At 60.7% G+C, this 19,525-nt stretch carries 17 protein-coding genes and 2 pseudogenes; 11 read left to right on the top strand and 8 right to left on the bottom strand.

Annotated elements, in window-relative coordinates:
• Positions 1-5 precede the first annotated feature (5 nt).
• A complete protein-coding gene (locus AC1DUP_RS13670; RefSeq protein ID WP_477832913.1) occupies positions 6-1,382 on the top strand; it encodes an LLM class flavin-dependent oxidoreductase in 1,377 nt (458 codons plus the stop codon).
• Between the two features lie 103 nt (positions 1,383-1,485).
• A complete protein-coding gene (locus tag AC1DUP_RS13665; protein WP_113508181.1) occupies positions 1,486-2,559 on the top strand; it encodes an LLM class flavin-dependent oxidoreductase in 1,074 nt (357 codons plus the stop codon).
• A 99-nt stretch (positions 2,560-2,658) separates the two neighbouring features.
• Here the strand turns inward: AC1DUP_RS13665 and AC1DUP_RS13660 are convergent, their stop codons facing one another.
• Together AC1DUP_RS13660 and AC1DUP_RS13655 are read right to left on the bottom strand one after the other, a co-directional pair.
• Positions 2,659-4,254 carry a DHA2 family efflux MFS transporter permease subunit gene (locus AC1DUP_RS13660; protein WP_113296909.1) on the bottom strand — a complete coding sequence of 532 codons (1,596 nt, stop codon included), beginning with the start codon at positions 4,252-4,254 and terminating at the stop codon, positions 2,659-2,661.
• 24 nt (positions 4,255-4,278) lie between these two features.
• A complete protein-coding gene (locus AC1DUP_RS13655) occupies positions 4,279-5,490 on the bottom strand; it encodes an HlyD family secretion protein (protein ID WP_113508180.1) in 1,212 nt (403 codons plus the stop codon).
• A 136-nt stretch (positions 5,491-5,626) separates the two neighbouring features.
• Here AC1DUP_RS13655 and AC1DUP_RS13650 point away from each other — a divergent pair, with 136 nt between their 5' ends.
• The 3 genes from AC1DUP_RS13650 to AC1DUP_RS13640 all read left to right on the top strand — a co-directional run bounded on the left by AC1DUP_RS13650 (position 5,627) and on the right by AC1DUP_RS13640 (position 7,261).
• Positions 5,627-6,274, top strand: a complete 648-nt coding sequence (locus tag AC1DUP_RS13650) for a TetR/AcrR family transcriptional regulator (RefSeq protein ID WP_113307963.1) — start codon at positions 5,627-5,629, stop codon at positions 6,272-6,274.
• Between the two features lie 434 nt (positions 6,275-6,708).
• Complete coding sequence (locus tag AC1DUP_RS13645) at positions 6,709-6,999, top strand: hypothetical protein (RefSeq protein WP_113296913.1); 291 nt, start codon at positions 6,709-6,711, stop codon at positions 6,997-6,999.
• Between the two features lie 31 nt (positions 7,000-7,030).
• On the top strand, positions 7,031-7,261 hold the full coding sequence (locus tag AC1DUP_RS13640) for a BrnA antitoxin family protein (protein ID WP_113508178.1): 231 nt from the start codon (positions 7,031-7,033) through the stop codon (positions 7,259-7,261).
• A gap of 87 nt (positions 7,262-7,348) precedes the next feature.
• Here AC1DUP_RS13640 and gfa read toward each other — a convergent pair whose 3' ends face one another.
• Positions 7,349-7,921 (bottom strand): S-(hydroxymethyl)glutathione synthase, encoded by a 573-nt coding sequence (gfa, locus tag AC1DUP_RS13635; RefSeq protein ID WP_113335051.1) that lies wholly within the window; start codon positions 7,919-7,921, stop codon positions 7,349-7,351.
• 371 nt (positions 7,922-8,292) lie between these two features.
• Here gfa and AC1DUP_RS13630 point away from each other — a divergent pair.
• Both AC1DUP_RS13630 and AC1DUP_RS13625 read left to right on the top strand, forming a co-directional pair.
• Positions 8,293-8,774: pseudogene (locus AC1DUP_RS13630) on the top strand (FCD domain-containing protein); the annotation flags it as partial.
• Between the two features lie 3 nt (positions 8,775-8,777).
• Positions 8,778-9,560 (top strand): pyrroline-5-carboxylate reductase, encoded by a 783-nt coding sequence (locus AC1DUP_RS13625; RefSeq protein WP_113508177.1) that lies wholly within the window; start codon positions 8,778-8,780, stop codon positions 9,558-9,560.
• Here AC1DUP_RS13625 and AC1DUP_RS13620 read toward each other — a convergent pair.
• Complete coding sequence (locus tag AC1DUP_RS13620) at positions 9,557-10,105, bottom strand: cupin domain-containing protein (protein ID WP_113508176.1); 549 nt, start codon at positions 10,103-10,105, stop codon at positions 9,557-9,559. The genes AC1DUP_RS13625 and AC1DUP_RS13620 overlap by 4 nt on opposite strands.
• A gap of 139 nt (positions 10,106-10,244) precedes the next feature.
• Between AC1DUP_RS13620 and aptA the strand changes: the two genes are divergently transcribed.
• Positions 10,245-11,579, top strand: coding sequence for an omega-aminotransferase AptA (aptA, locus tag AC1DUP_RS13615; RefSeq protein ID WP_113508338.1), 1,335 nt, complete (start codon positions 10,245-10,247; stop codon positions 11,577-11,579).
• 101 nt (positions 11,580-11,680) lie between these two features.
• Here the strand turns inward: aptA and AC1DUP_RS13610 are convergent, their stop codons facing one another.
• The 3 genes from AC1DUP_RS13610 to AC1DUP_RS13600 form a co-directional block, all read right to left on the bottom strand.
• Positions 11,681-12,463 (bottom strand): sugar ABC transporter ATP-binding protein, encoded by a 783-nt coding sequence (locus AC1DUP_RS13610; RefSeq protein ID WP_113508175.1) that lies wholly within the window; start codon positions 12,461-12,463, stop codon positions 11,681-11,683.
• Positions 12,456-14,711 carry an ABC transporter permease gene (locus tag AC1DUP_RS13605; RefSeq protein WP_477832912.1) on the bottom strand — a complete coding sequence of 752 codons (2,256 nt, stop codon included), beginning with the start codon at positions 14,709-14,711 and terminating at the stop codon, positions 12,456-12,458. The genes AC1DUP_RS13610 and AC1DUP_RS13605 overlap by 8 nt, the downstream gene beginning before the upstream one ends.
• Positions 14,712-14,794: 83 nt before the next feature.
• Positions 14,795-15,877: a substrate-binding domain-containing protein gene (locus AC1DUP_RS13600; RefSeq protein WP_113296920.1), complete on the bottom strand. Its 1,083-nt coding sequence runs from the start codon at positions 15,875-15,877 to the stop codon at positions 14,795-14,797.
• 289 nt (positions 15,878-16,166) lie between these two features.
• Between AC1DUP_RS13600 and AC1DUP_RS13595 the strand changes: the two are divergent.
• A pseudogene (locus AC1DUP_RS13595) lies at positions 16,167-16,430 on the top strand (helix-turn-helix transcriptional regulator); the annotation flags it as partial.
• A 72-nt stretch (positions 16,431-16,502) separates the two neighbouring features.
• On the opposite strand, the gene AC1DUP_RS13590 reads toward AC1DUP_RS13595, so the two are convergent.
• The gene (locus AC1DUP_RS13590) at positions 16,503-18,227 is read right to left on the bottom strand and encodes a hypothetical protein (RefSeq protein WP_477832911.1); all 1,725 of its coding nucleotides are present in this window, start codon (positions 18,225-18,227) and stop codon (positions 16,503-16,505) included.
• 437 nt (positions 18,228-18,664) lie between these two features.
• On the opposite strand from AC1DUP_RS13590, the gene AC1DUP_RS13585 reads away from it, so the two are divergent.
• Both AC1DUP_RS13585 and AC1DUP_RS13580 read left to right on the top strand, forming a co-directional pair.
• On the top strand, positions 18,665-19,267 hold the full coding sequence (locus AC1DUP_RS13585) for a Na+/H+ antiporter subunit E (protein ID WP_477832910.1): 603 nt from the start codon (positions 18,665-18,667) through the stop codon (positions 19,265-19,267).
• The gene (locus AC1DUP_RS13580; RefSeq protein WP_113296923.1) at positions 19,260-19,520 is read left to right on the top strand and encodes a monovalent cation/H+ antiporter complex subunit F; all 261 of its coding nucleotides are present in this window, start codon (positions 19,260-19,262) and stop codon (positions 19,518-19,520) included. Before AC1DUP_RS13585 ends, AC1DUP_RS13580 begins: the two co-directional genes overlap by 8 nt.
• The last annotated feature ends 5 nt before the right edge of the window (positions 19,521-19,525 follow it).

Here is a 19,525-nt window from a genome sequence, read left to right as displayed (position 1 = left end):
TCATCATGGCCACGCAGAAACGACAAATGCGGCTCGGCGCGTTCATCATGGCCACCGGCCATCATGTCGCTGCCTGGCGCCATCCGAATGCACAGGCCGACGCCGGTCTGAACGTCGATCACTACCGTGAGCTCGTCCAGACCGCCGAACGCGGTAAATTCGATCTGGTCTTCGTTGCCGACAGTCCCGCTGGCTGGGAGCGCGCCAAGGATCCAGAAGCACTGCGCCGCACCTCCCAGGGCGCCCATTTCGAGCCGGTGACCCTGTGGGCGGCGCTCTCGCAGGCGACAAGCCGTATCGGCTTCGTCGCGACAGCCTCCACCACTTACGAAGACCCCTACCTGCTTGCCCGCAAATTCGCCTCGCTCGATTATATCTCCAAGGGGCGCGCGGCCTGGAACGTCGTCACCACAGGTGCCGATGTCTCCAAGAACTTCTCGATCCCCGGCCATCCGGCCCATGCCGAGCGTTATGCGCGAGCCGAGGAATTCGTTGATCTGGTGAAAGGCTTGTGGGATTCCTACGAGGACGATGCCTTCATCCGCGACAAGGAAAGCGGCGTTTACCTCGATCCGGACAAGGTGCATCAGCTCGATCACAAGGGTCAGTTCTTCTCCGTCAGTGGTCCCCTGAATGTCGGCCGCCCAGTGCAGGGTTATCCCGTCATTGTTCAGGCCGGCGCATCCGAGCCGGGACGCGAGCTCGCAGCGCGCACCGCCGAGATGATCTTTACCGCCAACCAGACGCTGGAAGATGCCCAGGAATTCTACTCGGACGTCAAGGGCAGGCTCGCCCGCTATGGGCGCACCCCCGACGAACTGCTGATCAGCCCGGGCATCTTTCCGGTTCTCGGCGGCACGGAGGCGGAAGCCAAAGAAAATTACGACTATATCCAATCGCTGGTTCACCCCTCGATCGCCTGGAACATCCTGTCGCGCCACTACAAGGGCGTCGATCTCTCAGGCTATTCGCTCGACGATCCGGCACCGCCGCTGCCTGAGAATACCGAGCTCAACAAGAGCCGCCTGAAGCTCGTCACCGATCTGGTATCGCGCAACAATCTGACGCTGCGCGAATTCTACCTGGCAGTCGCGACCGCGCGCGGACACCGCACGGTCGTCGGCACGCCAGAGCAGGTGGCAGACGCGATGCAGGAATGGTTCGACTACGGCGCGGCGGACGCCTTCAACATCATGCCGCCGATCCTGCCGACGGGACTGACAGACTTCGTCGATCAGGTCGTTCCGATCCTGCGCGAGCGAGGCCTGTTCCGTGAGGACTACGAAGGCACGACGCTGCGCGAAAACCTCGGTCTTCGCCGTCCACCGAATGCGCTGGCGCTAAAGGCGCGACAGGGCGAAGCGGTGCGAGCCGCCGGATAAGCCTTGCCCCAAGAAATGTGAGATGGGCGGGCATAGCAAGGGAGCCCGGCCACCCTATCCTTCGTCTTCGTCGTTCAATCACAAAGAAGTGCAGGCGCATCGCATGAGCAGCAATCCGGAATTCCTCTGGTATATCCCCAATGCCGTCAAGCCCGGCCATCGCGGCGATTCCACGGCCGAAGACCACAACAGCCTGGAAACACTGACCAGCCATGCCAAGGCTCTGGAAGAGCACGGCTGGAAGGGTGCTCTCATCGGCACCGGCTGGGGTCGCCCGGATACCTTCACACTTGCCACCGCGCTTGCGGCACGCACCACCACCTTCGAGCCGCTGATCGCCATCCGCCCCGGCTACTGGCGGCCGGCGAATTTCGCGTCGGCAGCGGCCTCGCTTGACCATCTCACCGGCGGCCGCGTGCGCGTCAACATCGTCTCGGGCAAAGACAATCTTGCCGCCTATGGCGACAGCGAGGGCGACCAGGCGCACCGCTACGGCCGCACCAAGGAATTCATGCGACTGGTGCGAAAACTATGGACCGAAGAGAACGTTACCTATTCCGGCGAGCACTTCGGGGTCACCGAATCCACGGTCGTTCCCCGCATCGAGGCCCTCGGCGAGCGCCGTCATCCGAAGCTCTATTTCGGCGGTGCATCGGAAGCAGCCGAGCGCGTATCGGCCACGGAAGCCGATGTCCAGCTCTTCTGGGGTGAGCCGCTTGATGGCGTGCGGGAACGGATCGAGCGCCTGAAGCGGCTGAGCCGGGACCTCGACCGCGATCTGCCGCCGCTTCAATTCGGGCTGAGGATAACGACGCTGGTGCGCGACACCACAGAAGAGGCCTGGGCCGACGCCGAGGCGAAGGTCGCCGAAATGGCGAAGAACGCCGGTGCCGGCTGGCACGACCACCAGCGGGCGGTCGCTGTCGGCCAGCAGCGCCTACTCGATCTTCATCAGCGCGGCGAAGTGCTCGACGACAATCTCTATACCACGCCCGGCAAATTCGGCGGCGGAGGGGCGGGCACGACCTGGCTGGTCGGCTCCGCCGCAGATGTCGCCCGCTCGCTGCGCAAATACCAGGAGCTCGGCATCAGCCATTTCGTGCTCTCCGACACGCCCTATCTTTCGGAGATCAAACGGCAGGGCGCACAGCTGCTGCCCTTGCTCAATGCCGCATAACGGTGCGCGACAAGCATATCTCCGTCACCGTTAATCGGGCTACACGAGACGCAACGAAAAACAGGCCCGTCGGGCCTGTTTCCGGGTCAGTCGGGCGCCTCAATGGGCGCCAGCACCTCCGCCGCCTTGCGGCTTCCTGGTGAAAAGCAGGGCAATTGCTGCCAGCACCAGCACCACACCGATGACAGCAAATGTATCGCTGAAGCCCATGATCAATGCCTGGCGCTTGACGATCTGACCGAGGGCGACGATCGCCTTCTGCGATGCGACGGCCGGGTCGGTGACACCGTGCTGCGTGAAATAGCCCGACAGTTGGGTCAGGCGATCACGCACCTCATCACGGGTCAGCGTAATCGACTGGCCGATGATGTTCGAATGGAACTGCTCGCGCTTGGTCAGGATCGTGCCGAGCGAAGCCGTTCCGACCGCACCGCCGAGATTGCGCAGCATGTTGGTCAGACCCGAGGCTGCGGCGGCATCGGCGGCCGCGATACCGGCCGTGGTGATGGCGGTGATCGGGGTCAGCACCAGGGCCTGGCCGATGGCGCGCACGATATTCGGGATCAAGAACTGGTCACCGGCATTGTTGGCCGAGAGCGTGATGTTCATGAAGCAGCTGATTGCGAAGATCGAGATACCGAGAAAGCCGATATAGCGAGCATCAAAGCGCTTCATCAAAACAGGCACGAGCGGGATGAGCAAGAGCTGCGGCAGGCCGGTCCAGGCAAGCACGTTACCGATCTGCTCGGCATTGTAGCGCTGCACCTGGCCGAGATATTGCGGCAGGATATAGACGGTGCCGAAGAGCGCCACGCCAACCAGCACATTGACCAGCACGCCGATGCCGAAATTGCGCTGGGTGAGCAGGCTCAGCTTTACGAGCGGCTTCTTGACGGTCAGCTCGATCCAGATGAAGGCGGCCAGGAAGACGAAGGCGACGATGGCGAGCTTGACGATGAAGGGCGATGAGAACCAGTCGTCCTTGTTGCCTTCCTCCAGCACGGTCTGCAGGGCGGAAAGGCCGATGGCCATGGTGACGATGCCGGCCCAGTCGCCTTCCTTTAGAAGATGCAGCTGCATCGGCTGCTTTTCGAGCGTCAGCGCGAGAGCCGCCGCCATGATGAGGCTCGGGATGGTGTTGATGAAGAAAATCGTCTGCCATCCGTAATTTTCCGTCAGGTAACCGCCGATCGTCGGGCCGATGGCCGGGGCGAAGGTAACCGACAGAGCAAAGACGGCAAGGCCGAGCGGCTGCTGGTTCTTCGGCAGCTTGGTCAGCACCATGGTGAAGGCCATGGGGATCAAGACGCCGCCGGCAAAACCCTGAAGGCCGCGCAGCAGGATCATAGTGCCCAAATCATGCGCGAAGGCGCAGGCCATGGAGAAGAGCGGGAACAGGATGGAATTGACGAGGATATAACGGCGGAACGAGAAGACATTGCTGAAATAGGCCGTCAGCGGAATGACGACGATCTCACCGATCAGATAGGAAGTGGAGATCCAGGCGCCATTATCGACGCCTGTGCCGATGCCGCCCTCGATATCGAGAAGCGAGGCATTGGTGATCTGGATATTGAGGATCGCCATGAAGGCGCCGATCATACCGGCGAGAACGGCGATCCATTCCCTGGTACTGGCCTTGCTGCTGGCGCCCGGCTGCGGGATGGCGCCGGCTGTTGTTGCGATACTGGACATGACACGGATCTCCTGCCCTTTCGCTTAGTTGCTGCCGGCATCGGCTTTGATGTCGATGCTCGGCTGGACGGACATGCCGGGGCGCAGGTCGCCCTTTTCGGCGGCATCGCCATCAAGCACGATCTTCACCGGGATGCGCTGAACGACCTTGGTGAAGTTGCCGGTGGCGTTGTCGGGCGGCAGCAGCGCGAATTCCTGGCCGCTCGCCGGCGACAGGCTATCGACATGGCCGCGATAGGTGCGACCCGGGAACATATCGACCTCGATATCAACAGGCTGGCCTGCACGGACATCGGTCAGCTGCGTTTCCTTGTAGTTGGCGACGATATAGGCCGCCGTTGTCGGCACCACTGCCATCAGCTGGGTGCCGGCCTGGACATATTGGCCGACGCGCAGCGTGCGGTTGCCGATCGTGCCGTCGACAGGCGCGACGATCGTCGCATAGGAGAGGTTGAGCTCGGCCTGATGCGCGACGGCCTGGTCATGGGCAAGTGTCGCCCTGGCCTGTGCAAGCTCGGCGTTCAGAAGCTCGACCTGCTTGGTTGCGGCATCGAGGGCAGCACTGTCGCGTACGATCGTTGCTTGGGCGGCGGCGATTGCCGAGGCTGCCTGCTGGGCGGTCTGGACCGGCGCATAGCCGTTGGTAGCGAGGTTCGTATAGCGCTTGTTGTTCTGCTCCGCGAAGGTCTCGTTGGCCCGGTCAACGTCGAGCGTGGCACGGGCAGCCGCAATGGTCGACTGCTGGATATCGAGCGAAGCCTGCTTGGCGCTGACGGTGGCGTCAGCAGCGGCGACGTCGGCTTTCGCCTGATCGAGCGCGGTGCGGAAATCGCGGTCATCGATGCGGGCAAGCGGCTGGCCGGCTTTCACCGTTTCATTGTCGCTGACGAGGACCTCGGAAAGATAACCCGAGACCTTCGGTGCGACGGTGGTGCTGTCTGCCTTGACATAGGCATCGTCAGTCGAGACCTCGAAGCGGCCGACCGTCCAGTAATTGTGCCCGTAATAGGCGGCTGCGGCGATGATGGCGATGGCAGCCACACCAATCAGCAGGGAGCGGCCACCGCGCTTGCGGGCCGGTGCTTCTGCGGTCGGAGCGGTGACGGCGGGCTCAGTGACAGGCGGCATCTTGCCGGCATCGAGGGTCGTGGGCGTGGCTTCCGCTGCCGTTTTGCTGACCGACGCATCGGCTGGGGCGGCATTGTTGTTCAGGGCATGCAGCTTGTTGACGGACATCGTCACTCTCCTGGTGGAAGGTCGCTGTCGTCTCGGCCGCGGCCTTGAAATCTGGCTCAAGTCCAATTTAGGAAACTTGCTGTTTTCCAAAATATGAGTTAAAAAAGGGAAGTCAACAAGAATTTGGAAAATTGAGATGGTCCAAAATCACAAAATCGAGAAGAAGCCGCGCGGCAGGCCGCAGGTGCGTTGCGACGAGGATACGCGCGGCGTGCTTATCGAGGCCGCTAACAGGCAGTTTCACGAGAACGGTTATGCCGCGGTGAGCATTGCCGCGATTGCCCAGGAAGCCGGCGTTTCGACGAAGACGCTCTATCGTCTGTTCCCGACGAAGGCAGATCTGTTTTCCGAAATGGTCTCGGATCGGACCGGGCGTTTCCTGCTGGCGCTCGATCCTGGTACGCTGGCGACGGCCGGGCTCCGCCAGGGGTTGGAGCGCATGCTGATGGCCTATGGCATGCTGACGCTTTCGCAGGATACGATCACGATTACCCGTCTCGTCATTGGCGAATCCGACCGCTTCCCCGAACTTGCCACCTCCTTCTACGAAAAGGCGATCGTCCGAACCAACACGTCGATGGAAAACTGGCTGAGCCGTCAGGTGGAACGCGGGCTGATCAAGCTTGAAGACCCGCACGCCGCTTGCGGCATGTTGCGGGGCATGATGATCATGGAACCCCAGCGCGCCGCCATGCTGCGCCAGCTGCCCGCACCCAACATCGAGGAGATCGCCGCAAGGGCAAGAATGTGCGCGGATATCTTTCTAAAGGGATGCTCTGTTTAGGGACATGGGAAATGCGGGTCTGAATGCAGGCTTCCCCAGAACACGGCGCGGCAGTTCCTACCCCTGAAAATCGTCTCGCTGTCATCTACGCAAGTGACCGCCCACCGTCAAATACAAGACCCGACGAGGAGGAAGGATGACGAACGCATCGTCATTGCCAATCGTCCCGATCACGGTGTTGTTGCTCCTCGTCCTCATGCTCATTTGATCCGGCTTGGATATATGCTGCCGGGCGCGTCCGATCGCGTTGTGTCCTCTGTTCTCTGAGAGGTCTCTCCTCCCGCGCTCAATGGCGGTCTGTTTGCTTTAGCCAGATCGCAAGCATAACCCCGTGGGAAACTGTTGCGCACTCATCCTTTCGGATGGCCGTCGATGTGCCAAATTGCTATTGCCGCGGGCCTTGGCCATGATGGGCCACAAGGGACGGACAAGCCATGCAGTCACGCAGAGATATCGCAGACCGGGCGATCGCCCGGGCCCGAGCCCGCGGGCTGCCGATCGACACCGACCCGCAAATTCTTGCGCTCATCGACCAGTGGGCCGAAGGGGCAATCGACGCAGCCGAGATGCGCCGACGCTACTGCGTGCGGCTCGCCGAACGGGCCGAAGCAAGTCGAATGAGACTAAAGAAACAACCGAGCAATGCCGGCGAGGCCGATTGGCCGGTGTTTCCACTTGACGACACGACAGATACTGCCGACAAACCCGGTCCTGAGTTCGAATAGTCGGGCTCGAAAATCAGGAAGAAGAACGCGCATGCGCACGCCGAGACGCCCCGCTAACCCGCATGAAGCGGCCGAGGCCCTGTTCAAACCCGTCAAGAGATCAGCGACACCAGCCGTCGAGCGGCCCGCTCTGCCGAACGCGAAGGAGCTTGTGACCTTGAAGCTCGACAGCGAGGTTCTCGCCCATTTCCAGGCCGGCGGTCCAGGTTGGCAGGACCGCATCAACGACGCGTTGCGGGCAGCCATTCTCAACAAGGACTGACCGCACCTTGGTGACGACGCGTCGGTGCCTTTTTTAGAGAACCGCCGCAAAATCGCGACGGTACCCAAAGCGAATTTCCGCGACGCGTCAGGCCGCCAGAACCCCCGCCTTTTTCGCCGTCCAGGTGGCGATCACGTCCATCAGCGTTGGCGACAGGCAATCGTAAGGCTCAAGTCCAACGTCCTTGAGATGCGACCGCACGACGACCATCTTCCCAGGGTCGTATCCGCTTTCGATAATGGACGATACGAAGGCCGCAAAGCCCGGTCCTGCCCAGCCTTTTTCCTGGAACCGTTCGGGGTGGACGAAGGAAAGTCCCTGGAAAGCATGATCGCGCTCGACTGGCCCGTACATGTGAACCCCGCAATCCTTGCAGGCATGGCGCTGGATCAGCGCGGACGCGTCGACGACCGCCAGCTTGTTTCCATTCTCCAGAACCTCGACGTTCTGCGTCGGAGTCACGGCAACCACCGAAAAGACCGCACCCTTCGGCTTCCAACATTTCGTGCAGCCACAGGCATGGTTATGGGCGATATCGCCCTTGATGCGGACTTTGACCGGGTTGCTCGCGCAGTTGCACACGAGCGTGCCCCCGACAAATGACGCATCGGTCGCCCGGTATCCGGAATCCACGATCGGGTGGATCGCTACATTGTTCATGCGTTGTCTCCTTCCCTTCCTGGGCCGAGGCGGGATGCCGCGGCCAAGCCCTGTGTCATCGCGCAGATCACTAGACGGGGAGCGCGAGATTTATTGCCTCATCGGGTGAGTATATCACCACGTCGCCGATATCGTCCGCTCCTCTGAGCGGTCGACGCGGTCAACATTCCTCTTTGCCGTGCAAAGCGCGTTGTTCCACTCGTCGGCTTTCGCCGTTTCTTGTCATTTGATGTCGGCTACGTGTCGACTGACGAATTTATGTCAACAGCGGGCCGACAAACTCAAGCGGAAAAATTGCATTGCCGCCAACCCGATTTTCTGGCCCAATGCCGCTTATGCGAGCGAAAGGGACTTAACCGACTGACGAGACTGAGGTCGCGACCTTCCCCAAATATGTGGAAGCCCTCGACATCGCGCAGCGAAAGAATACCCGCCTGCAGCGGCGCTGCGCACTGACGCCGACATCAAGGTGATCGTCAAGCGCGACAAGGCATCTGCTACCGCAGTCAAGGCCGGCAGCCACCCGGCGATGTCGAAGGCAAACAAGGAGTTCCATATGGCAGTCGCCTACGCCGGCAAGAACCAGTATCTTGCATCGTTCTATGACAAGCTGCTCTCCCAGGGCCAGCGCATGCTGCATCTGAACTTCGAGTATCTGGAACGAACGCGCGAACGCTCTCTCTTGACCGACGAGCACAGCCTGATGCTTGAAGCGATCCGGGATCGGAACGTCGATCTTGCCGATGAACTGGCTCACGCAGATACGTGGCAATTCCAGGACAATTTCATCAACTTCATGCGAGAAAACTATACGACCGACGTGACGCTCGGACCTCTCAGGGCTGCGGAGTAGGCCATGACAATCACAAGCATCGGCTTCGTCGGAACGGGGGCCATCAGCGAGGCTATGGTGCGCGGTCTTCTCGCCGAACCGGCCTTCGCATCACAGGTCTATCTCTCCCCTCGCAACCCCGACACGGCGGGTCGGCTTGCATCCAAATTCCATGCAGTCGCGGTCGCGTCGGACAACCAGACGGTCGTCGATCGCAGTGACATCGTCGTACTGGCGATACGCCCGCAGATCGCCCGGGAGGTCGTCGGCGATCTCGTCTTTCGGGACGGTCAGTCAGTGATCAGCCTCGTCGCGGCGACCGAGAGGCAGACCCTGCTGGACTGGATCGGAGCAGACGTGCATCTGGTCCAGGCAATCCCGCTGCCCTTCGTCGCCGGAAGGCAGGGCGTCACTGCGATCTATCCTCCCGACACGAGCGTCGCGGCGCTCTTCGATACCCTTGGCAGTGCCGTGCAATGCGCATCGAGGAAGGAATACGATCTTCTTGCCGCCGCGAGCGCGCTGATGTCGACCTACTTCGGCGTGATGGAAATCACAACCGCATGGCTCGAGGAGAATGGGTTGGAGAAATCGAAGGCGAAGGCCTATCTCGCGCCTCTCTTCGAAAGCTTGGCAAGGCGGACTAGCGAGAACTCGGGGGAGGATTTCTCCGACCTAAGCCGCGAGTTTGCCACCAAGGGGGGGCTCAACGAACAGGTTCTAACAGACTTCGAGACCATGGGTGGACGCTTCGCCCTGCATACAGCACTCGACCGGGTGCTCGCGCGCATCGAGGGTCAATCCTAGAAAGTCGGCGGTGTGCAGGCGCTGATAACCTCACAGGGCACCGGGCCGACGCATCTGAAGCGATGCGGGCGTCGGCTCTCGAAATAGTAAGCGTCCCCTGGACCAAGGATCCGACGCTCGTTGTCGACCGTGACTTCCAGCCTTCCGGAAAGGACGATCCCGCCTTCCTCCCCCTCGTGGACGAGCGCAACCTTCCCGGTGTCGGCGCCGGGCTGATAACATTCCCTCAACATCTGCAGACTTCGGCCGAACATGCTCTCGCCGACCTGCCGGTAGGAGATTCCTCCCTTGCCGATCTCGACCAGTTCCTCCGCAGCATAGAACGCCTTCCTCGGCGCCTCCGGCTTGAGAGCGAAGAATTCCGCCAGCCCGATCGGTATCCCATCCAGGATGCGCTTCAACGCACCCACCGAAGGATTCGAGCTGTTCGATTCGATCAATGAAATCGTCGAGTTCGGAACTCCGGTCTTCTTCGCCAGTTCACGCTGGGACATGTTATGGGCGGTGCGCACGTGGCGCAGGCGATTTCCAATATCGATAGACATGAGCGTTGTTCTTGTTGTTCAGAATAGCTAAAATCCTAGATTCGAAATGCCGTTTTTTCAATGGGTTATATCAGAGAAGAAAAGGGCTTGTTCGGTCATGGAAATACCTGAAGTGTTCGTCGAGCCGAAGGAGAGCACAATGGATCAGATCAACATGACGAACGCGCCCATACTCGATAACTTCTGGATGCCGTTCACGGCAAACAGGCAGTTCAAAGCCGCACCGCGTCTCCTCGCATCTGCCGAGGGCATGTACTACACCGACGTCGACGGCAACCGCGTTCTCGACGGAACAGCGGGCCTCTGGTGCTGCAACGCCGGCCACGGGCGCAAGAAAATCTCCCGGGCGGTGGAACGCCAGCTCTCGACGATGGACTTTGCCCCGACATTCCAGATGGGGCATCCGATCGCCTTCGACTTTGCCGCCAAGTTGGCGAAGATTGCCCCCGGTGGTGCCGACGCCAAGCTCGATCGTGTCTTTTTCACGGGCTCCGGATCGGAATCGGTCGACACTGCCTTGAAAATCGCGATCGCCTATCAGCGGGCAATCGGCCAGGGCAGCCGAACGCGCCTTATCGGCCGCGAGAAGGGCTATCACGGCGTCGGCTTCGGCGGCATTTCAGTCGGCGGCCTCGTCAACAATCGCCGGATGTTTCCGCAGATTCCCGCCGATCACATGCGTCATACGCTCGACGTAGAGCGCAACGCATTCTCGAAAGGTCTGCCGGAACACGGCGTCGAACTCGCCGACGATCTCGAACGTCTCGTCCAGCTACACGGTGCCGAAACCATCGCCGCCGTGATTGTCGAGCCGATGTCCGGCTCGGCGGGCGTCATCCTTCCTCCAAAGGGATATCTGCAGAAACTGCGCGCAACCGCCGACAAGTATGGCATCCTGCTGATCTTCGATGAGGTGATCACCGGGTTCGGCCGTCTCGGAACGCCGTTCGCAACAGACTATTTTGGCGTAGTTCCTGATCTCGTCACGACGGCAAAAGGCCTGACGAACGGCACGATCCCGATGGGCGCCGTATTCGCCAGCCGGAAGATCTACGACGGCCTCATGGCCGGTCCGGAAAACGCGATCGAGCTCTTCCACGGCTACACCTATTCCGGCCACCCGGTCGCATGCGCCGCGGGCATTGCGACCCTCGACATCTATGAGGAAGAAGGATTGCTGACCCGCGCTGCGGATCTTGCGGACTACTGGCAGGATGCATTGCATTCACTGAAGGACCATCCTCACGTTGTCGACATCCGCAACCTTGGCCTTGTCGGTGCGGTGGAACTCGCGCCTCGCGACGGAGCGCCGGGAACGCGGGCCTACGACGTCTTTATCGACTGCTTCAAGAAGGGGCTGCTGATCCGCGTGACCGGCGACATCATCGCGCTCTCTCCGCCGCTGATCGTCGAGAAGAGCGAGATCGACACGATCGTCTCCACGATCGGCGACGCACTGAGCCGCGCGGCTTGATTTCGATTGCGGCGGGGTCGGCGACCGGCCTCGCCGCAAGCAGCACATGCATGCCGCTACGCCCCGCAGTGTGCGTGGAGCGCCGAGCGTTCGATGGCAGATCAGGTGTTTCTTGCCTCGTCGGCTGTCCGCGCGCGCTCTCGCGTGCCGGAAACGATAATCTCCAGCACTTCATGCTCGTCGGTATTCCTGATGTAGCGATCGCCGACATATTCACCGCGCTTGAGCACCATGACGCGATCACCCACGGCAAAGATATCGACCAGGCGGTGTGAGATGATGATCTGGGCGACGCCCTGCTTCTTCAGTTCCAGCATGGTTTCGAGCAGCCGTTCCGTCGCCATCACGGAAAGGTTGGCGGTCGGCTCGTCGAGGATCACGACGCGCGGCTCGAACGAGATTGCGCGGGCGATCGCGACGGATTGCTGGCGGCCGCCCGACAGGCTTTCGACCTTCTGATAGACGGAGTTCACGTCGACCTTGAGCCGTTTCAGCACGCTGTCGGCTTCCGCATACATCTTCCGCCTGTTAACGAAAGGGCCTATGAGCGGCCAGCGGCCAAGGAAGATGTTCTGGCCGACATCCATGTTGCCGCAGAGCGCGAAATCCTGGTAGATCATCTCGATGCCGACGCTGCGGCTCTCATGCGGGCTCTTGAAGCGCACCGTCTGCCCGGCAACGAGGATGTCACCCGCATCGCGCTGATAAGCACCGGTCAGGATCTTCATGAGCGTCGATTTGCCGGCGGAGTTGTCGCCGACCAGGCCGAGAATCTCGCCGGGATAAAGCGTCAGATCGACCTTGCGAAGCGCCTGCACAGCCCCGAAGGCTTTTTCGATGCTCCGCATTTCCACGATCGGCGCAGATGGTGTCTCGTCAGCCATGATTGCTGTCCCCTCTTGGCGCGCCTCTTCTCAGCCGGGTTCGCAGGCGCCCGAAAATATTGGCCTGGCGCACCCATATATCGATCAGCACCGCGACGATGAGGATGACGCCGATAAAGACGTTGATCCAGTGCTGCGGCATGGTGAACCCCTGGACATTGAGTTGAAGCAGTGCGCGCACGAGCGTGATGACGGCGGCACCCGCAAGCGAGCCGATCATCGTGCCGTAACCGCCGAAGATCGATCCGCCGCCGATGATGACGGAAGCGATCGCATCGAGCTCGCGAAACTGGCCGGCGACCGGGTTGAAGCTGCGGAAGTAGGCAACGTTGATGATCCCGGCCATGGTGGCGCAGAGCGCCGACAGCATGAGCGCGATGAAGCGCACGCGGTTCGTGTTGATACCGGCATAGGCCGCGGCGCGCACGTTGCCGCCAGCCGCACAGACCTTCAGCCCGAACGGCGTATAGGCAAGCACGATACCGGCGATCACGGCGATGAAAAACATCCAGATCGTCTGGATGCTGACGACCTCGGCCACCGAGCGAATGATCCCCGGCGGCAATGCAAGGCCGAAATGCAGGAGAATATCATTCACCTTGCGTCCGAGCAGGTTATAGCCCTCGGGCCAGCCGGTCAGCTGTTGTCCCGCGACGAACCAGGCGGCAAGCCCGCGGGCAATGTAGAACATGCCGAGCGTGGCGATGAAGGCAGGCAGTTTGAAGCCGACGACGACCATGGCGTTGACGGCGCCGGCAGTCATCCCCGCAAACAGGCCCATCGCAACGGCAGTGAGCGGGTCGGCGCCGAGCACCTTCAGGAAATAGGCCGCGGTGCTGCCGGCAAGGGCAAGCACCGCGCCGACGGAGAGATCGATATCGCCGGCTGCGATGACATAGGTGAGCCCGACCGCGATGAGGGCGAGTTCCGTATAGTTGAGCAGGATCGCAAAGGTGTTGGGCAGGTTCCACCAATAGTCCGGCCTCAGCACGAGGCCCGTCAGCCACAACACGACGGTCAGAATGATGGCAAGTGCGTCGCGGCGGGCGAGAAACCTGCCGAGCCCGGTGGCAGACAGCGCCATGTCGGCCGCCATCGCCCCCTTGGTCTGGACACCCTCGATCGCCACGCCACCCATCTCGTAGGCCGGCGGCGGTGGCCGGCCTCTGAGCCAGGCCCATAGCCGGCCCGCAACCTGGCGCCTGATAAGAATGGGCTCGATCAGCACGGCGATGACGAGAAGCAGACCCAGGAAAACCAGCACGGCGCCTGCCGGCAGGGTGAACTTGGCGCCGACTGCGAAGCTTTCACCGTCGATCACGACGGTGCGCGTGATCGGCCATCCCTCGCGCAGCACCTTGTCGATCAGCACGACGACCGCAGCACCGAGGCAAGATCCGATGACACGCCCGCGCCCGCCAAGGATCGATGCTCCGCCGATGACGACGGATGCGATGACGGTGAGTTCCCAGCTGACACCATAGAGAGGGGTGACACCCTTGTCCTGTGCGGCCGACAGGAGAGCTGCAAGGGTCGCGCAAAGCGAGGAGAGCAGATAGGCGCGAATGCRCACCCAGCGTGAGCGAATGCCGGCATAGACCGCCGCCTGCTCGTTTCCGCCGGTGGCGAAAGTCTCATAGCCCCAGCGGGTCTTGGCAAGCACAGTGGCCCCAACTATGGCGATCAGGAAGAAGATCGCGATCTGGTTGTTGAAGCCGAGGATATTCGTCTCGCCGAGATGGAAGAACAGCGGATGGTCTTTCGCCTTGTCGGAGTAATAGATTGCCTGACCATGCGTCAGCGCCAGCACGAAGCCACGACCGATGAAGAGGATCGTCAGCGTCGCGATGAAGGCCGGCACTTTCAGGACGGTGACCAGCACGCCGTTGATCAGGCCGATCGCTGTGCCGAGCAGCACGCAGAGGATCACCGACTGGATCACGCCGAAATCGAGAAAGCTCGGGGCAAAGAGCCTGGCGAAGACGACGGCGATGAGACCGTAGGTCGAACCGACCGAAAGATCGAGATCCCTGTTGACGATGACGAAAGTCATTCCGACCGCGATGATCCCCACACGGGACGTATCGCGCAGAAGCGCATGAAGGGCCTCTGTCGATCCGAAAAAGGCCGGATTGACGAGGGCTCCGCCGAAATAGAGCAGTGCAAGAAACATGAGGAGCCCCGCCTCCCAGCCGCCGACGAGCTGGGGCGGCGCACGGCCGAGCGATGTCGTCGTGGCTAGCTCCATGAGTTTCTACCGACCGATCCTTGCCTTCGCGTGGCGGGACGGCTCGCGCCCTCCCGCCTTAATTTCAGGCGTCCTAGACGAAATCAGTTCTCGAAGCGCTTGCCGACCTTGGCGACGTTATCCTTCGTCACCAGCTGGGCACGCGTGTCGAGATTGGCAGCTGAGATACCGCGATCGATCTGGAGATAAAGCTGCATGACAGGCCAGAAGCCCTGCAGGAAGGGCTGCTGGCCGAGCGAGCCGGTCAGGTTCCCCGCTGCGATGCCTTCCTGTTGTGCCGGGCCGAGATCGAAACCATAAGCGCACAACTTGCCGGTCTTCCCCATCTGGGCAACCGCCTTGACGAGCGGCGGCGTAAAGACGTTGTTGGCTGTGAAGGCGCCGACCACGTCACCGCGGGACTCGAAGAGCGAAACAAGTGCGTTGACGGGGTCGTTCGGGTTCGTGTCGATGCCGACATTCTCCGGACCGGCGTCAACCTTGAAGGCATCGAGCTTGCCGGCGTCCTTCAACGTCTTGACGATGGCATTGAAGGCGGCGGTGACACGGTTGTTCACCTCGATATTGCCCATCGCGGTGGAGGACGGCAGCACGATCGAACCGCTGGTCGCGCCACTGGCAAGCACGCAATTGGCGAGCGCCTCGCCGCCGATTGCCGCCGCCGACGCATCCTGGCCGGTGTGGCTGATCGCGCTCCGGTGCAGAATGGTACCGTCGAACGAGTTGGTCGTCGCGATCGGGATGCCAGCCGCCTCGGCAGCCTTGACGATGTCGTTATAGGCCCCGACCTGCGGCGTCGTCATGATGATGCCGTCGATGGTCGGGTCCTGAATGATCTGGTTCAGGATCTCGAGCTCGCGGGCGGGGTCGTCCACCGGCGATTCCGAACCGAGCAGCAATATCTTGGCGCCGATCATATTGCCGGCAACGGTCGCGCCGACATAAACAGGGTCAAAGAAGCCATTGCCTGCCGTGTGCGTGACGATCGCGAAGGTCAGATGACCGTCAGCCGAATGGAAATCCTTCGTGCCGGGGGCCTCTTTTGCGGCTTCCTCGAAGTTGTAGCCGCCAACCGCTTTCTCGACGCCGCCCGACTGCGCAAATGCATGCGAAACGCCGAGCGACAGTATCGCGGCCGATGCCGCGTAGAACAATACCCGCCTCATGATTGGTCCTCCCTTGTAACCAAGGGAGGAAAGCCGTTCGAGCGCAATGTATCGAGAGTGGGGCCGAAGGCTTATCCTCCCATTTGCTAATATTCTGCGCAATTCTGTTTCAAGTAAACAGTAATCCCATCGTGCTTGCGAATTTGTTCGCTATGGAAGAGCCCGCAGATCAACCAAGCCAATTGACGAAGGCGACAGCATTACTCGCTCAATATCTCAAGCAGCAGGCTGCCTAAAGGCGGAGACTATATGTCCCTCTCCGCGCCAGGAATATTTGGAACAGAGCCATCCTGCCCATGACTGGGCGGTCGAAGAACTCGCACGGAAGATGGGAGCTTCTCGATCCGGTTTTGCCGAACGCTTCACCAGGGCAGTTGGAGAGACGCCTGCTTGCTATGTCGCCCGAATGCGCATGCATCAAACGCATCAGTGGCTGAGCGAAGGAGAGCGTGTCGGCGCGATTGCCGAACGATTCGGCTATGAATCCGAGGTCTCGTTCAGCCGCGCATTCAAGCGCATCATCGGCGCTCCGCCTGTAACATTTCGCTCGCGTGCCGATCCGCGCCCCGGGTCAACTCGCATCCTGAATAACGACCGACGGACTGCGTATGGAACAGCACTCGCCCTACTGCGATTTCACCAGTCCCGAGAAACCGGCGACGGCCAGAAGGCTGAGCGCCCAGCCAATCACCGACTGGAAGAAATAGTAATTCAAGGTGAAGGTGCCGTTTGGTTTCAGGGAGTCCGGCCGCCAGTATTCCTTTTGCCCGATCGACGCTACCGGCAGGAGAACATCCAGCGAATACATCAGTGCATTGAATTCCGGGTAGCTTGCTGCCTCCGGCTGATTGCGAAAGCAGGTGAGCTGGTTCTGACCGACCTCGGCACGTCCGGTCAGATCCTGTCCGGCATTTGGCATGAAGCGGGTTTCGGTTCGTTGCAGATCGCACATCGTCCATTCGGGGGAGCGCAGCACGACCGGGCTGTTTGGTTTCATCGCGCCGCCTCGGTAGGCAATCGCAAAGACCCCGGTACCGATCGCCCAGAAGAGCATCAGCCAGACCAGCGCCAGGAGAGGCTGCCGCCCGTAGCGCAGCGTCACCGCGAGAATGGCGTCCATAACCGCCAGGACGACCCTCAAGGCGGGGTTTTTGGCACGCGCCCGACGTGCCTTTCGCTGCAGCCGCTCCTTGGTGATGAGGACAGCGCGGGCTTCCTCGTCATGGCCCATTTCCCTCAGGACCTTCGACAGTTGCTCGTAGGGCTGAGGCCAGAAGTCCGCCTTCCAGCGTTCAGGGGTTTGGCGTGCCAGCCAGTCAAGGCGGCTTTCCGCGTCCGCAGGACCACCGATGAAAGCACCATACCGGCAGCGGTTTAGAAGCAGGTCGCCGGTTTTCGGCCAGCTCGCCGGCTCATCATCAATCGCACCGATCGTCGTGGCCGTCAGGTCGAGCGTGCCCTCAACACACGCGTTCTGTCGCAAAAAGAACGCGCCGTCGATTGTGGTTCGATTGAGCCTCAATGCGTAGCCCCCCGGCTGCGAAAGTGAGGCCGACGTGCAATCAATGTCGCCACCGAAACGGGCACCGAGCAGACGCGTCTCACCGACAATGGTCGTCCCTCTTAAAGCGAGGTCCCCTGCTGCCACAATCCCGTCACCGTTCAGCACGACTTCGCCCGGCCGCTCCAAGCGAGCGCCGACCGCGTTGACATCGCCACCAAGGCGGACCGCAGAAAGATTGAGGCCACCGCGCACATCGGCACCGCGCAACAGGATGCCGCCGCCGGTTTCCAATCCATCGGCGTCGAGCGCGATCCCGTCAGGCGAAGCAATCGAGACGCCATCCGCTTCAATGCTGCCACCGATACGCGCGCCCGGGAGCCGGATTTCGCCAGTTACGATCGCGGCGCGAAGCGAGAGGCAACCGCGTGCTTCGAGCCTATCAGCCTGCAGTCCGGGCAAGGCCGAGCCGTCCAGGAACAGATTGTCGATAATGGCGGAGCGCAATATGGGCGAAGCTTCGAAATGGCAGTCCTTAAGGCCAATGTCGCGAGGAATTCTGCACCCCTCGAGGTCAAGGATACCGGTTATCCATGCTCCAGTCAGCCTCAGCCCTTTTTCATGGAGACGGTATCCATCGCTACCGAGGATGAGATAGCGCAAAACATCCGCCCGCACAGTTCGCTCGGGATCTTCGTCTTCCGGGCGTAGGCCATCGCCCAACCGATCGAAGTCGCCCGTCTGCAGATGTGCAACCACCTTCTCTTCCGCCAAGCTGAGTGGGCGATAATCAGCAAGGCTAGGTGCGACGGGAACGACAGATCCCGATTGCGGGGCTTTCTCGTTCATGAAACCGGCATCCGTTTGGATCGGGCTACATCTATTGCTCCGAAACGGCGCTGCAGAGGAGTAACCGTGCCTGATCTGTGCATCATCTGACCGGCTTGAGAGGCGTGAAAATTCATAACATCGTTCCCTCCAACACGACGCCTACGCTAATCTTCGCCGGTGATCGTGTCGCCAATCAAATAGGTCGATCGATGTGACACACAGCATGTTCCGGATGTAAGCCTGACGTGCAGCGTGATTGATTTCGCCGTTTTGGATACGGGTCAAGAGATGGCACAAAAATGCGCGGGGATGCGACGGCATATCGGACCCCAAGCATAGTTTCTGGATTCAGTGCCGATCACAGCCCGATGCAGCCGATGCTAATGTGACGTCAAGACCCACCAAGCTCGTGGTGACCGGCAAAACGCCGGATCGAAATCGGCCCGTGGGGGGAGATGCATGAACTTAACCCCGCCTACCCAGACTGCACGCCACCACTCCACTCGAACCCATCGAAAGCCTGCGCGATGCCAGAAAATCGAGCAACACTCCAACCACGCCCATCGGGATTGTCACAGGGCCTGATCCTTCTCTCGGGTTTCCTGTTTGTCGTCTGGCTGGTGGTCAATTCATCTATGGAGGCCCCAATCGTGGCCGTCGGCGCGCTGGTATCTTTGGTCCTGGCATCGATTTTCATGCGTCGCGGCGATGTCTGGAAAATCACGGTAACGCCTGCCAAGGTCCTGCATTTCATTGCCTATACCGGCGTTTTCCTGGTTGAGCTGGTAAAGGCGAATATGAACATGCTGCGCTACGTTTACGCGCCGCGTATCATTATTCGTCCAGGGATCGTCAAGGTGAAGATGCCGCTCAAGTCGCCGATCGGTCGGCTGGCTCTTGCCAATTCAATCGCGCTTACGCCCGGCTCGCTTGTCATGGATCTCAAAGGAGATGCCCTCTTCATTCATTGGCTTGACGTAAAGACCACCGACCCGGAGGAAGCAAGCCAGATGATCATCGGCCCTTTCGAAAAGCACCTGGGGGCGGTATTTGGCTGAGATTATCCTGCAGATTGCCGTGGTTCTGATCTTCTTCAGCATCGTTTTTGGCGTGCTGCGGCTGATAATCGGCCGCACGGCGATTGATCGTGTGGTGGCGATCGACATGCTGACCGTTGTCACAATCTCGTTGATAGCGCTCTACGCCCACATATCGGGCCGCTTTGTCTATATCGACGTTGCTCTTGTCTACGGACTGCTCAGCTTTCTGGCGGTTCTTGCCATTGCCGGCTTCCTGGAAAAAGGGCCGTAGCCGCC

Source organism: Rhizobium sp. 01L419 (assembly GCF_056400025.1).
Note: the sequence above shows the minus strand (reverse complement) of the source record. Positions and strands in the feature narration are given on the sequence as shown.

Excerpts from the sequence above, each read along its gene's own strand:
- AC1DUP_RS13600 (WP_113296920.1), bottom strand. The coding sequence starts at position 15,877 with ATGAGGCGGGTATTGTTCTACGCGGCATCGGCCGCGATACTGTCGCTC.
- AC1DUP_RS13660 (WP_113296909.1), bottom strand. The coding sequence starts at position 4,254 with ATGTCCAGTATCGCAACAACAGCCGGCGCCATCCCGCAGCCGGGCGCC.
- AC1DUP_RS13610 (WP_113508175.1), bottom strand. The coding sequence starts at position 12,463 with ATGGCTGACGAGACACCATCTGCGCCGATCGTGGAAATGCGGAGCATC.
- AC1DUP_RS13620 (WP_113508176.1), bottom strand. The coding sequence starts at position 10,105 with ATGTCTATCGATATTGGAAATCGCCTGCGCCACGTGCGCACCGCCCAT.
- AC1DUP_RS13590 (WP_477832911.1), bottom strand. The coding sequence starts at position 18,227 with ATGAACGAGAAAGCCCCGCAATCGGGATCTGTCGTTCCCGTCGCACCT.
- AC1DUP_RS13640 (WP_113508178.1), top strand. The coding sequence starts at position 7,031 with ATGCGCACGCCGAGACGCCCCGCTAACCCGCATGAAGCGGCCGAGGCC.
- AC1DUP_RS13585 (WP_477832910.1), top strand. The coding sequence starts at position 18,665 with ATGCATGAACTTAACCCCGCCTACCCAGACTGCACGCCACCACTCCAC.
- AC1DUP_RS13655 (WP_113508180.1), bottom strand. The coding sequence starts at position 5,490 with ATGTCCGTCAACAAGCTGCATGCCCTGAACAACAATGCCGCCCCAGCC.
- AC1DUP_RS13625 (WP_113508177.1), top strand. The coding sequence starts at position 8,778 with ATGACAATCACAAGCATCGGCTTCGTCGGAACGGGGGCCATCAGCGAG.
- AC1DUP_RS13650 (WP_113307963.1), top strand. The coding sequence starts at position 5,627 with ATGGTCCAAAATCACAAAATCGAGAAGAAGCCGCGCGGCAGGCCGCAG.
- gfa (WP_113335051.1), bottom strand. The coding sequence starts at position 7,921 with ATGAACAATGTAGCGATCCACCCGATCGTGGATTCCGGATACCGGGCG.
- AC1DUP_RS13645 (WP_113296913.1), top strand. The coding sequence starts at position 6,709 with ATGCAGTCACGCAGAGATATCGCAGACCGGGCGATCGCCCGGGCCCGA.
- AC1DUP_RS13670 (WP_477832913.1), top strand. The coding sequence starts at position 6 with ATGGCCACGCAGAAACGACAAATGCGGCTCGGCGCGTTCATCATGGCC.
- AC1DUP_RS13665 (WP_113508181.1), top strand. The coding sequence starts at position 1,486 with ATGAGCAGCAATCCGGAATTCCTCTGGTATATCCCCAATGCCGTCAAG.
- aptA (WP_113508338.1), top strand. The coding sequence starts at position 10,245 with ATGGATCAGATCAACATGACGAACGCGCCCATACTCGATAACTTCTGG.